Origin of the sequence: Streptococcus mitis (assembly GCF_003943905.1) — a bacterium.
GTDB lineage: Bacteria > Bacillota > Bacilli > Lactobacillales > Streptococcaceae > Streptococcus > Streptococcus mitis_BC.
Map to the genome: position 1 here is coordinate 15,218 of NZ_RJNS01000006.1, position 13,918 is coordinate 29,135.

General features: G+C 42.5%; 7 protein-coding genes. All 7 read right to left on the minus strand.

The window, feature by feature from the left end; genetic code table 11:
- Window positions 1-5: 5 nt before the first annotated feature.
- The 7 genes from D8854_RS08895 to miaA all read right to left on the minus strand — a co-directional run bounded on the left by D8854_RS08895 (window position 6) and on the right by miaA (window position 13,886).
- Window positions 6-1,265: a preprotein translocase subunit SecY gene (locus tag D8854_RS08895; RefSeq protein ID WP_000680146.1), complete on the minus strand. Its 1,260-nt coding sequence runs from the start codon at window positions 1,263-1,265 to the stop codon at window positions 6-8.
- Window positions 1,266-1,943: 678 nt separating this feature from the next.
- Window positions 1,944-9,185, minus strand: a complete 7,242-nt coding sequence (bgaA, locus tag D8854_RS08900) for an LPXTG-anchored adhesin/beta-galactosidase BgaA (RefSeq protein WP_125450560.1) — start codon at window positions 9,183-9,185, stop codon at window positions 1,944-1,946.
- A gap of 248 nt (window positions 9,186-9,433) precedes the next feature.
- A complete protein-coding gene (locus D8854_RS08905) occupies window positions 9,434-10,189 on the minus strand; it encodes an SDR family NAD(P)-dependent oxidoreductase (RefSeq protein ID WP_125450561.1) in 756 nt (251 codons plus the stop codon).
- Between the two features lie 21 nt (window positions 10,190-10,210).
- Complete coding sequence (gene rnz, locus D8854_RS08910) at window positions 10,211-11,140, minus strand: ribonuclease Z (RefSeq protein ID WP_125450562.1); 930 nt, start codon at window positions 11,138-11,140, stop codon at window positions 10,211-10,213.
- 14 nt (window positions 11,141-11,154) lie between these two features.
- A complete protein-coding gene (locus D8854_RS08915) occupies window positions 11,155-11,778 on the minus strand; it encodes a hypothetical protein (protein ID WP_000129707.1) in 624 nt (207 codons plus the stop codon).
- Window positions 11,771-13,009: a GTPase HflX gene (gene hflX, locus D8854_RS08920; protein WP_000573208.1), complete on the minus strand. Its 1,239-nt coding sequence runs from the start codon at window positions 13,007-13,009 to the stop codon at window positions 11,771-11,773. The genes D8854_RS08915 and hflX overlap by 8 nt, the downstream gene beginning before the upstream one ends.
- Complete coding sequence (gene miaA, locus D8854_RS08925) at window positions 13,002-13,886, minus strand: tRNA (adenosine(37)-N6)-dimethylallyltransferase MiaA (RefSeq protein WP_000850171.1); 885 nt, start codon at window positions 13,884-13,886, stop codon at window positions 13,002-13,004. The genes hflX and miaA overlap by 8 nt, the downstream gene beginning before the upstream one ends.
- Window positions 13,887-13,918 lie beyond the last annotated feature (32 nt).

The following is a 13,918-nucleotide window of genomic DNA, read 5'->3' on the forward strand; positions in this document are numbered from 1 at the left end:
TCCCTCTATTCTCCTTTAAATTCTAATTCTTTGTGGTAGTAAGTCCCAATTCTCAAGATACGTATTTCTTCATGCAAAGGCAAGAGCATACTGACTAAAATGATCAATGTACTTGGTATAGTCAAAAGCAAATTTGGAAGAGGTAGGAAGAAATTAATGAAATAGGGTAAACCAATAAAAACGATCAGGTAGAGTGCTCCTACGTTAGATTGTAAGGAAATGTAATGTTTCAAAACTTTTAAAGTTGCTTTCCCAGGCTGGATATAATCTAGGTATTCTCCTTGACGTTGTAAACGTTTCGCTGTTTCTTCTGGTTCTAAGTTGATATAGGCAAATAAAATTGCAAGAAGATAGATAGCAAGCAGGTAAAAGGCTAAACTTAGGGGTTTTGTAAAGTCAAATAAACTACCAAAATTTTTTGTAAAACCATGTCCAAACCAGTCTAATACCAACTGAAGCAACATAATAACACTCGAGGCATACATAATAGGCATTCCCCCAGAGGGAAGAAATTTGATAGGGAGGTAAGATTTGCCGTAGTAACGACTACTTAGCATGACTCGATTTAGAGGCAAACGAATTTCAGCTCTCTCGCAGACCACAGCGATATAGCCCAAGAGCAAAAATGAGATCGCCGCACCTACTAGAAAGGCTAATCCTTCTTTAGAAAAAACAGATTGTCCTATCAATACCACTAATTGGTTAGCAAATTGTAGCAGAATTCCTGAAATAATAATAATTGTCTGCCCGCCTACTCCCTTGCTAACATTCAAACCAGCCAACCAGATAATAACAAAGCTTCCTGCTACAACAGTTGCTAGCACAGCCATATTATAAATCCAATCATCTACAAGAAGCAAAAAGCGTCCATTTTCCGAACGAGCCGTGTACATAACAGCTATCCCTTGTAACACGGAAAAAATCAAAGTGAGAATCTTTTGCACAAAATCCGCTTTTTTCAATGACCAGGACTGGATATTCCAACTTTTATTCAAGTTGATGACCTGCCAGACAATCATCGTCGTAATCCATGGACCTAATCCCAGAGAAAACATGGAAATCTGAGAGACATCTACTCCTGCCAAGGAATACAAATAGGCCAAGGGATTTTGCTCAGTTATTTGTGAAAAACCTGTATTGCCATTGTATCCTGGAAGTAAAATATGGCGACCAAGTAAATAGATCGCAATGATCAAAATTGTAAAAATTGCTCTTCGGAAAAAAATACTTGTTCGTTTCTGTTTCTTAAGACCGAAATGTTTCATCTGTCATCCTTTATTCTTTATATTTAGCTAGTCTTGCGATCATTTTCTAGCAATGTTCATATACCATCGTAACAGCAAGACAACCCAAGAAAACAGGCTCATCCCACTGATAATCAAGATAGGATTAACTGGCTTACCATGATATTTCATCTACGAAATACAGGAGCACCTCATGAGTGTAAATCTACTTGGAGCTTCTCTTCTATCCTTGAATATTTTCATGTGAGAACACCTGTTCTTCCATTTTTTCTATTTGAACATTATCAAATGCATAAACGGATTTACTTAATCCTTAAAATTTTTATAAGTATATCAACTCTGTCACCATGATTAACATCTAAAAAAACCATTCCCATACCAAATCTCTGAAAGGTAAGGAATTTTACGCTTTCTCATCTGATCATGATCCTTCGAAAGTTGAATGGATTTTTTCCGATTTTTCTCATAAAAAAATCATTTATAAAAATTTCCAGTGCCTACTATTGTAGCATATTTATCAATTATTTTCAAACACGACCTCTCTTTTTATAAGTGTGAAGAGCACTTTATGAATTTTGAACAAAATCCATTTGGAATAGGATTGACTATTCTAAACATTTATTTACTATTACAACTCAGACGAAAAAGACCAGAGCGTCACTCTGGCCTTTTCCTGTTCAATTTAGCTTGTAACTAAACTTAGTCTTCTTTTTTGCGAGTAGTAGCTGCAAGGCCTGCACCTAAGCCCAAGATAGCCAATCCTGCTGCTAAAGCTGACACCTGAGACTCACTTCCTGTATTTGGAAGGTGACCTTTTTCAGCTTGTGTCACTTTTTCTTCTTGAGATTGTGCTCCTGTTTGAGCCAGTTGGTGCGCATCTGGATTGACAGAAACTTGTGGATTTGGTTCTTCTTGTGCTACAGAAGTTCCCACTTCCACGATACGATCTTGTGCTGCTACCTTATCAAAGGTTTCTTTCGATGTACGCTTACCGTTTTCGACTTCTACTAGGTGGACACGAACACCTTTTTGGCCTTCTTGGATCACACGAGTTTGCCCCACTGGAAGTTTATCGTTCTTACGTTCTTGAACTTGGAAATCAACTTCCTCTTCTTCCACTAGGAGCTCTGGCTTGTGATGAACCAAATCTTTGACACCATCAAGCGGTTGAGCCGTACCACGTTTAGTTCCTACTTCCACGATACGATCTTGCGCAACTATCTTATCAAAGGTTTCTTTCGATGTACGCTTACCGTTTTCGACTTCTACTAGGTGGACACGAACACCTTTTTGACCTTCTTGAAGGACACGACTTTCACCCACATAAAGTTTGTCAGTCTTACGTTCCTGAACTTGGAAATCAACTTCCTCTTCTTCCACTAGGAGCTCTGGCTTGTGATGAACCAAATCTTTGACACCATCAAGCGGTTGAGCCGTACCTCGTTTAGTTCCAACGAGAAGAACCCGATTAACAGGAACCTGGATCACTTCACGGAGTTTCTCTTCACGAGTTCCGTCTGGACTAACAGATGTAAGAATGCGTTCCTTACCAACTTGTCCTTCTTGTGCTACACGGCTTTCACCTACATATAGACTTGAATCTTCTTTTTCAACAGTCTGGAAGGCAAGTTCCTTTTCGACAACCTCAAGACTTGGATTCTCTTCTTGAATGGCAGGAGCTGTTTTCTCAGAAACTGGTTTTTCTTTGACTAGTTGGATACGGTATTCCTTGACTTGTTTTCCACCTTCTGAAACGAGGCGAACAAGTACTGGAAGACTATCATCGCCACTATCTACTACAGTTGAAGCTACTTGATTGCTTTCTTCGACTGAGACTTTTGGACGTTGACCTTTATAGGTAACCTGATAGTCTTGACGATTTTCAGCGAAATCAGGAAGTTCTTTTCCATCTACAAGAATCTTCGATTGAGTGCTTTCTTGAGGCAATTCGCTTGGCGCAAGGAAGGTCATCTCAATCATCGCAACACCGCTCTTGTCTGCTTTACGCTCCATACGCCATCTCATGGCTTTGGCTTTCACAGCTTTAAATGTTACGTTAATTTCATCACCAGCTTCAATATCTTTATCCGCACGATAAGGAACAGCTTCCCAGTTATCTGGATTGTTGAATGGATGGGCTGCATCATAGGCTTGGTAGTTTGAATAGTAGGTAGGCACTTCAAAGTCTGGACCAATATAGCGTTCCAAAACGAGTTTAGATGGCGCATCCGTTCCACTATCTGCAAAGAAGTGAAGTTTGGCTTGCGCAACAGTCCGTTCTACAATCTTACCATTTTCACGGAAAATAACACCTGTTGATACTTCTGGATTAGAAGATGGTGTTGGAGACCAGTTTGTCCAACGGCGATTTTCATTGTGGTCTCCATCATTGATATAGTCTACACGGTCATGTGAACTTGGATCAATATCATTAGTTGCAGAAGCAAAGGCTTGGTTACTGTTTTCATCATAGTTAGTGTTGTTTGAGAGAGCCTCACCAAGTTTGTCCGTCACTCGTACAGTGAACTCAGCAACGAGGTCACTACCAAGGACATGGCCTCGAACGGTAAATTGACCTGCTTTTGTCAGATTTTCTGCTGGAACTTTTTCCCATTCCACTGTCAAGTCTTTTGTCTCATAGCCGTCTTTACCTGTGAAGTAAACAGGAACCTTAGTTGGCAATTCAAGTGGTTGACCTAGTTGCAATAAGCGAGCTTGTTTGACCGCAGCAACTGGTTTACGAGAGAGTAAGTCTTTATTGCCTGTAAAGTGTAGACGGTATTCTCCTAGGATGTCACCATTTTCAGCTTTCGCGACGACACGAACTGGCTCACCTTCACGAACACTTGGAACAACGGTAGCAAGACCATTGCTGCTAACACTTGCTGTTACTGTAGGAACTTTTCCATCTACAGACTCAAGGTAGTAGTCTGTCAAATCAGGGTTGAAGTTTGCTAAATCTTTGCCGTCAACTTGGATTCTTGTTTGTCCTTGTTTGGCTGCCGCAACTTGTTTTGCAAAGATTTGTACTTCTGTGATAGAAGTTCCACGCTTATTATCTGCTTTAACCATGCGAATGCGCACAGCATAAGTCTCAACTTTATCAAAGCTAAAGTGATTCATTTCTCCAGCCTTGAGTTGAGCTGGGGCTTTTAGATTGGTAACTGGTTTCCAGTTAGCTGGATCGTTAAAGACATGTTCTTCATTGCCTACAAAGCTAGGGTTTTTAGGAGCTGTCGGAACGGTCTTACCGACATAATACTCAATCACATAAGACTTCGGTGCACCGACTCCATGGTCTTCGTGGAATCCGACACTTAGATTATCAACGGAACGTTTGCTTAAGATACCTGAATCTCCAAATAGAACACCGACTGAAGCTTCTGGATTACTACGATTCCAGTTGGTCCAGCGGTTGGCTGGTCGGTCATTAAAGGAAATCAATTTATCGTTGACGTTTGAAACAGGATCGCTTGGATTTGAGTCTGAAGCAAAGGCAAGTGGCAATTCTGAGCCGGTCCATTGGTCAGAAATGTTTGCCCCCTGCTCAGTTTGAGCAGACACACGAACATGAAGTTTGGTAGTTAATTGCGTACCTTCTAGGCGACCAGTGACTGTAAAGACACCTTCCTTAGCGTATTGGTCTGATTGAATCGCATCCCAAGTAACCTTAGCAGATGAAACGTGACCATTTGAATCGTAGGTACGAACACTTTCTGGTAATTGCGGCGCTTCTGCGATTGGTGTTGTCACACTGACTTCTTCAACCGAAACGATACCTTCTACAGAGACTTTAGCACGCGCTTCAAGGTCAAGGCCTTCAACTTTACCTAGAACTTCAAAGGTCTGATAATGGTCTAGTTTTTCTTTTGGAATAGCTTGCCATGTGACTTTATGAGTTTTAGGGAAACCTTTGTCATACTCAACCGTTACTGTTGCTGGAAAGCTTGGTTCCTGATGCAAGTCAGTCACTACATTTACTGGACGAATGGATTGCGCAACCTTCGTCTCAGTATTGGCTTGGATCGTGAAATCGATTTGACCTGTAGCCCCCTCATATTCTGCTTTGAGAGTGACTGCTCCTGGCTTATGTAACTCAAGCATTCCTTTACGAACTGCGACTTCCCCTTCACCACTTGTAGAGAAGGTCACTTTATCAGCTGGTAAAACTGCTTGTGTTCCGTCTTGATAGTGAGCAAGTACAGACAATTTCACTGTTTGGTCTTCTTTAAGACCGTTAGCTTGCTCCACTTGTAAGCTCAAATGGTCAATTTTCGGTGCTTCTTCAAGGAATTGAATTGCATAGGTTTGAAGCGGACCACCATCTTTGGGTTGAACAAAGATGCTTGCACGCATACCGTTTGCTGCACTTGCTTGGACTACAGTAACATCCGCATTTTCAGCACTTGCTACAACTTCTGGCAAGGATGCACCGTAAGCAAGAGTGCGGTATTGCATTGGATGTTGACTAGTAAGTCCTGCGATAGCTTCACCGCCAACAGTTACAGTTGGCACTACAGGTGCTGCAGGATTGCCTTCTTCTACTACAAGAGTAGCATGTATGATTTCTCCTCCTAATTGAGCAGTCATTTGAATACGTGATCCAGCAACTGAAAGTTTGGCTTTATCTGACGCCGCAATCTCCCACTTATCCACTTCGTATTCTTGAACGCTTCCATCTGTTACAGCGATAGAAACGTATTTATCAACAGCATTTAAATCTGTTCCTGGAGCAACACGTTTAACAGTTGGTAGTTCTTTGGCAATTGCTAGAACCTCGACACGAGCCTCTACCTCACGTCCGTCTGCCATGCCTTTAACTGTCACAACTCCAGCTTGGCTCACATCAACAGAAGACCATGTTACTGGACGTTTTTCACGACTGCCATCACTATAGACAAAAGCGACGGTCTTCGGCATTTTTGGTTCTTTCTCGATAACAGTACGTACTTTTGGTACCTCTGTTCCTAGAACTGTCTTTTCTTGTCCTTCTTTCTTACCAGTAAAAACTGTTACTTGACCAGATTTCAAGAGATCTGAATGAGCTGTTAGCGTGAATTTGCCTGCTTGTTCAGTTGATTTGACAATGGCAACACCTTTACCGTTAAAGGCTCTGCGAATCCAAGAACCATCCGCTTGCGCCTTATAGCGTTCACGGCTGGCTTGTTCCCCATTATCGACACCGACCAGTTGACCTTGTCCATGCAATTGGAAACGAACCAAATTATTGGCAGTTGGCACTACATTTCCTTGACTATCAACGATTTCGTAGTAGATGTAGGTCAAGTCTTTTCCATCTGCTGCGATTGCGTGTTCTTCCTTGACAAGACGAACACCTGCTGGTTGGCCTGCAGTGGTAATCTTGTCACGTGCAATTTCTTTTCCAGCTTCATCGCGAGCTACAGCTTCCAAAGTACCTGGTTGGTAAGCAACCTTCCACTCAAGATAGAGTTCCTTAGCATTGGCACCTTCTTGGTAGGTACGGCCATCACTAGTTTGTTTTTTGTTGAACTTCTTAACTCCGAGAGATTGACCGTTCAAGAACAATTCTACGCTTGCAGCGTTTGAGTATGCTCGAACTGGGATTTTTCCGTCTGAATCTTCAACTTTCGATGCCAATTCTCTATTTTCCCAGTTCCAGTGAGGAAGAAGGTGTACCATTGGTTTCTTCTTGGCAGAAACCCATTGGCTTTGGTAGAGATAGAAGTCATGTTTTGGAATACCAGCTGTATCTACGATTCCAAAGTAAGAACTATTAACTGGTGTATGGTTTTGGTTGTGCCATGGTGTTGGCTCACCGATATAGTCCGTACCTGTCCAGATAAACTGTCCAGCATAGCCAGCATTGTCGCGGTCAAAAGTCCATGAATCTGTTGCAGTTTTACCCCAACCAACACGGTCATTACCATAGTCAGACTGTTCGTAGTTACGCTCAGGTCCGTTACTATGTTTCAATTCCTGTTCAGGGCGATAGTAACTTCCACGTGTACGGGTTGCTGAAGATGTCTCAGAGCCGTAAATCAACCAGTTTGGATGTTTCGCACGAAGTTTCTTGTAGTTATCTTCTGAGTAGTTAAAACCAACTGCATCCAGTTCTTCGGCAATCTTCTCATGACCACCACTACCATCACCAAAGCGAAACTTATCTGCTCCCATGGTAACGTAACGAGTCTTATCAACATCCTTGATAACTTTGACCAAACGTTTTACAGTTGCTAGAGAATGAGCATCACCGTTGGCTTCACCGATTTCATTACCGATTGACCACATGAAGACAGCTGGGTTATTTTTATCTCTTTCGACCATAGTACGAAGATCGTAGTCTGACCATTTTTCACCTTTTCTAGCTTCTGGGTGAGTGGCATCTTTTTCAAAGAAACGACCATAGTCATAAGGTTTCTTGCCATTATACCACGTATCAAAGGCCTCTTCCTGAACGAGCAAACCAAGTTCTGCTGCGATTTGCAAGGTTTGAGGACTTGCAGGGTTATGAGTTGTACGGATGGCGTTAACCCCCATCTCCTTCATTTGTTTGAGACGGCGATATTCTGCTTTATAGTTTTCTTCTGCTCCAAGCGCTCCGTGGTCATGGTGCAAGGAAACGCCATGGAATTTAATGCGTTCACCATTTAAAGAGAAACCATCATTTGGAGTCCAGTGATAGTAACGGTAACCAAACAAATCCTTCTTAGCATCAACCAATTGACCATCACGATATACACGCGTAATCAATTCATACAAGGCAGGTTTGTCATTTAAAACTGTCCAGAGTTTTGGTTTTTCAACTTCTAAAATAGCATCTAGGCTTGTTGACTCATGTGCTTTCAAGGTACGACTTGCTGTACGAACCACGCCTGTTACAGCCTGACCACCACGTTCAACGATTTGATACTCTGCCACAAGTTCATGGTCTTTATCGTCTGTATTGACGATTTTGCTGGTCACATGAGTTTCAACCTTGCCGTGTTGCTGTTCTTCCAGTTTCGGAGTTAAGATAGTTGTACCATTTTTCTCAACATGAACCTTATCTGTCACTTGCAAGGTCACATCACGGTAAATACCACTTCCTGAGTACCAACGGCTACTTGGTTGTTTGTTAACAGCATGGACAGCAATCACATTCTCACGACCATCTTTGTGAAGGTATTTGGTGATATCGTATGAGAACTGGTTATAACCATTTGGATAATGTCCCACTAACTGGCCGTTGACATAGACTTGAGAATCCATGTAGACACCGTCAAAAGTCAAACGAACATTCTTCTTGAGGTCTTTTTCATCAAGTTTAAAGGTCTTACGATACCAAGCTTCACCACCATTTAGCTGTCCACCTTCGTTTTGAGCAGGTGATTGATGGTCAAAATCGTTAAAGATACTCCAATCGTGTGGAAGGTCCAATTTTTGCCATGTTGATACATCGGCATCTGATTTCACAGCTTCTTTAGGATTCGCATTGAGTTTAAAGTGCCAATTTTGATTAAAATTCACTTTTCTATCTTCAATCATTTGATTCACTTCTTCATTTGTCGCAGCTTTCAAATCTTCCTTGACAGGCTTTTCTTGACTTGAAACTTGAGATTCTACCTTTGGAGCAGTTTCTTCAGGTTTTAGAGATGCTTTCTCCTCTTTTGGAGCTACAGGTTCCTCTTCTTTCACCTCTGGTTTGCTTGCTTCAATGGGAGTAGCTTGACTTTGGTCGACACTTGCAGCATCCTTGTGCTCTGCTACAGTTTGATCTTCTTTTTCCTCCACTGCCGGACTTTCCTCTTTTGCTTGTTCCACAGTGTGGGTGATAGGAGTTTCATCCGCGAAAACTGGTGATTCTCCAACGACACTTCCTCCAAATAGAACCGCACAGGTTCCAATCATAACAGAGCAAGCGCCTACGGCAAACTTACGAATGCTGTAGACTCTTTTACGATTCCAATGGCCTTTTTCCATAAAATCCTCCTTTAGTAACCGCTTCCATTTCGTTGTAAGCGTATTACTTTTTCATAGTCTTTTACTCTTATTTTATAAAATAATATAGGGAATTTCAATGCTCTAAATACAAAAAATCATAATTTTGATTGTTTTTTCTAAAATTTGTAGAGGATTTTAAAAATATGAATGTAGTTTTAAAACAAAATCAAACAATTTTTGACACTCAGTTAAATATTATAAAAAAGTTCCTTTTGTAAGGAACTTTTTTACTTATAATTAAAGATTCCCCCTGCCAACTTATCAGCTAGCTTGGGAAAGAGGGTATAAAACTTATGGGCTAGGTTCAACAAAACTGGGAGATTGAGTTCCCGTTTGTTTTTTCCTATGGTTTTGACAATCTTTCTAGCGACTGCATCTGGTTCTAAGAGAAAACGGTCAACCGACTTGAGGTAGCTGCCATCTGGGTCTGCCTGGTCAAAAAAGGCAGTACGAATCGGTCCTGGATTGACCGTCGTTAGATAGACACCATAGGGCATCAGTTCGAGGCGCAGAGCGTTTGAAAATCCAATCGCTGCAAACTTTGTCGCTGAGTAGAGACTGGACTTGCTAGTCGCTATCAAACCTGCCATGCTGACGATATTGATGATATGCCCTTTTCCCCTCTCCTTCATACGAGCCGCAAGACGACGAGACAGATTCATCAGAGCAAAGGTATTGACCTCAAACATCTGGTTAATGTCTTGATTAGAAATCTGATCAAAGTCTTCAAAAATTCCATAGCCAGCATTGTTGATTAAGACATCAATTTTACCATAACGGAGATAGAGGTCAGCTACCAGAGATTCTAGAACCGAGTCATCAGTAATATCGATTTCAATCAATTCTACATGGGGATGATTTCCATATAGCTCCGACAGTTTTTCCTTGTTTCTACCTAGTAAGATGAGTTGGTCATCTGGCAAGAGTTTGACCATTTCTTGGGCTAGGCCACCGCTAGCTCCTGTAATGAGAATAGTAGACATGCTTCGTCCTTTCAATAACTGCTAGATTTCCACTTCTTCCAAGTCTTTGACCACATGGACATTTTCAAAAACAGTAGTCGCATCTTTCTTGAGCTGGCTGATATCTTTTGAGAGGAAGCGGGCGCTGATATGATTGAGCAAGAGGCGCTTGGCACCGGCTTCTGCTGCTACTTGTGCTGCCTGCATATTGGTTGAGTGACCGTGATTGCGAGCAATTTTTTCATCTCCCTTGCCATAAGTCGACTCGTGAACCAAGACATCGGCGTTGACAGCTAGACGCACACTGGCATTGGTTTTTCGGGTGTCACCCAGAATAGTAATAATCTTACCAGGTCGAGGTGCTGAGATATAGTCTGCTGCCTTGATTGCAGTTCCGTCTTCGAGAACAACGTCCTGACCGTTTTTTATTTTTCCAAAAAGCGGGCCAAACGGAACACCAGCAGCCTTAAGTTTTTCAGCATCCAAGGTTCCTTCTAAGTCCTTTTGCATGACACGATAACCAACGCAGAAAATAGTGTGGTCCAGCTCCTCTGCATACACAGTGAATTTATCGGTCTCAAGGATTTTCCCTAGAGAATCTTGGTCAAACTCATGAAAATGAATGCGGTAAGGCAAGCGAGAACCTGACACACGAAGACTGGTTAAGACAAATGACTTGATCCCTTGAGGTCCATAGATGTCCAAATCTGTCTGCTCTTCATTAGCTTGAAAGGCACGGCTAGAGAGAAAACCTGGCAAGCCAAAGATGTGGTCTCCATGCAAGTGAGTGATAAAGATTTTGCTGACCTTCCGTGGTCGAATCGTGGTTTCCAGAATGCGATTTTGCGTTCCTTCTCCACAGTCAAAGAGCCAGACTTCGTTAATCTCGTCCAAGAGTTTCAGGGCGAGACTAGAGACGTTGCGGGCTTTAGAGGGCTGACCAGCCCCTGTTCCTAAAAATTGAATATCCATTCGATACTTTCTAATTAATCAATATATAACATGGCTGTGCGATTTTCCGATCGGAAATAGCGACTGCCAGAGAAAGCAACAGCTTCTTGCAGTAAATCCTCTTGACTGTAGCCTTTGAGACGTTTGCGACCATCAGCCAAACTTTCCAAATCTGTCAAGGCTGTGAGATTTTTGACACTAACAACTTCCTCATCTCCGACAGCTTTCATGTAAATCTTTCCAGACTCTTCAAAGACGAGTTGATGGGGGAAAATTTGCGCAATCTCAAAAAGCAAGTTATCTGTGATTGCTTCCTCAGCTTCTGAGAAAATGCGACAAAGTCCCTCCCTCTCATAGCAAAAGCCAAAGGATTTGCCAGATAGGTTCAGACGAATAAAGGGCTTATTTTCAAAGGTGAAACTTGGCTCAGCATTGTAGAGGTTCAGTTCCTGACTGAGTTCTGCAAAATAATCCGTCGCAGCCTGAGGGCTCTTTTTCTGATAAAGTTCTGCAAAGTAGGCATTGACTACACTCGGAGGAGGTGTGATGAGAGCCAACTGCTCTTGCTCTGTTTTGCCAGCTAGAAGCTGATCCAGATAGACCTTATCCAGACTTGTATAACCTCCATACTTTAGAGCCAAAGTTTTAATATCAGTCATAAAATTCCTCTAACCTCCATTTATTTTTCTCGGAAATAAATCCTGTAATCACTTCACCGTCATCTTGATAGTCACGATCTTCAAGAATCGCCACACTTTCCAAATCATGAATCTTGTAGGATTTTGAAAAAGGCACGCGCAAAGTAAATGCTTCAAAAATCTCCTTGATTTTCTCTAAAAACAAAGCCTGCAAATTCTCACGACTATCCTCAGACTTGGCAGAAATGAGGGCATAAGGCGTTTGAGTAGGCGTGAAATCCTCCACCAAATCTGCTTTATTATAAAGAGTCAGGCGAGGAATATCCTCCATATCCAAGTCTTTCATGATAGACAGAACCGTTTTTTCATGCTCCTCGTGATAAGGATTGCTGGCATCAATGACATGAACCAGAAGGTCCACATGCTTGCTTTCTTCCAAGGTTGACTTGAAACTGGACACCAATTCTGTTGGCAAATCTTGGATAAAGCCAACCGTATCAGTTAAGGTAACCTGAAGATTACCTCCCAAATGGATACTCTTTGTCGTCGCATCCAGAGTCGCAAAGAGCTCGTCTGCTTCATACTGGATCTTACTGGTCAAGGTGTTCATGATGGTTGATTTCCCAGCATTGGTGTAACCAATCAAACCAATCTTAAAGGTACTTGACTCCAAGCGTTTTTCTCTGACTGTCGCCCGATTTTTCTCAACCACCTTGAGCTGGCGCTCGATATCTGTGATTTGATTACGAACACTACGACGGTTCAGTTCCAGCTGGCTTTCACCTGGACCACGGGAACCAATTCCACCTGCCTGACGGCTAAGCATAATCCCCTGACCAACCAAGCGAGGCAAGAGATACTTGAGTTGAGCTAGGTGGACTTGGAGTTTCCCTTCATGGCTTCGAGCCCGCATGGCAAAGATATCCAGAATCAACTGCATACGGTCAATAACCTTAACTCCCAGAACTTCTTCTAGATTGACATTTTGCCGTGGAGTCAAACGATTATTGACGATGACAGTAGTAATTTCTTCTGCATCTACCATCCGCGCAATCTCTTCCAACTTACCAGAGCCGACGAAGGTCTTGGAGTCATACTTTTCCCGTTTTTGCCTGTAGCTATCTACAACGACTGCCCCAGCTGTCTTAGCCAGACTGGCCAACTCTTCCATAGAGAGGTCAAAATTGTCCATGCCCTGCAATTCCACACCTACGAGCAGGACTCGCTCCTCTTTTTTCTCCGTTTCAATCATCTAAAAACTCCTCTATCTGGCTTAAAATGCGGTCCTGCACGTCAGGCTCTCCTATCTGATAAAAGGTCACCTGCATGCGATTACGGAACCAGGTCAGCTGACGCTTAGCAAAACGGCGAGTCGCCTGTTTGAGACTCTCGCTGGCTTCCTCAAGAGTTTGCTCCCCACGGAAATAAGGAAAGAGTTCCTTGTAGCCAATGCCTTTAGCTGCCTGCACATCTGGATAATGGTCAAAGAGCCACTTGGCCTCATCCAAAAGCCCAGCCTCAAACATCAGATCTACTCGGCGATTGATACGTTCATAAAGCTGACTGCGTTCATCATCCAAGCAGATAATCAGTGGTTCATAAGGACTTTCCTGATTTTCCAAATCCTGACCAAAATGGGCAATTTCCAAGGCGCGCATGGCACGACGACGGTTAAACTGGGGAATTTCAAGACCTGCTTGCTCCACAAGATGGGCTAATTCCTCATCTGAATAAGGCTCCAAACTAGTCCGATAGGCTAAAATCTCCTCATGAGGTGTTTCTCCACCTAGGTGGTAGCCTTCCAGCAAGCTCTGGATATAAAGCCCTGTGCCTCCAGCGATAATAGCAAGCTTGCCACGACTTTGGATGTCCTCTATGGCTGCCTTAGCTTCTGAAACAAAATCAAAAGCCGAGTAAGACTCGGTCACCTCTCTGACATCAATCAAATGATGAGGAACAACAGCTTGCTCCTCCGGGCTAGCCTTGGCTGTTCCAATATCCAACCCTCTGTATACTTGCTGACTGTCACCGCTGACCACCTCTCCACCAAAGCGCTTGGCTACTTCAATAGCAAGAGCTGTCTTCCCAACAGCAGTCGGTCCAACAATCACAATTATTTTTGTTTTCATCTTTTTTCCTTGAAAAATTCTCATTTTTTCGT

Excerpts from the sequence above, each read along its gene's own strand:
- miaA (WP_000850171.1), bottom strand. The coding sequence starts at position 13,886 with ATGAAAACAAAAATAATTGTGATTGTTGGACCGACTGCTGTTGGGAAG.
- bgaA (WP_125450560.1), bottom strand. The coding sequence starts at position 9,185 with ATGGAAAAAGGCCATTGGAATCGTAAAAGAGTCTACAGCATTCGTAAG.
- D8854_RS08895 (WP_000680146.1), bottom strand. The coding sequence starts at position 1,265 with ATGAAACATTTCGGTCTTAAGAAACAGAAACGAACAAGTATTTTTTTC.
- D8854_RS08915 (WP_000129707.1), bottom strand. The coding sequence starts at position 11,778 with ATGACTGATATTAAAACTTTGGCTCTAAAGTATGGAGGTTATACAAGT.
- hflX (WP_000573208.1), bottom strand. The coding sequence starts at position 13,009 with ATGATTGAAACGGAGAAAAAAGAGGAGCGAGTCCTGCTCGTAGGTGTG.
- D8854_RS08905 (WP_125450561.1), bottom strand. The coding sequence starts at position 10,189 with ATGTCTACTATTCTCATTACAGGAGCTAGCGGTGGCCTAGCCCAAGAA.
- rnz (WP_125450562.1), bottom strand. The coding sequence starts at position 11,140 with ATGGATATTCAATTTTTAGGAACAGGGGCTGGTCAGCCCTCTAAAGCC.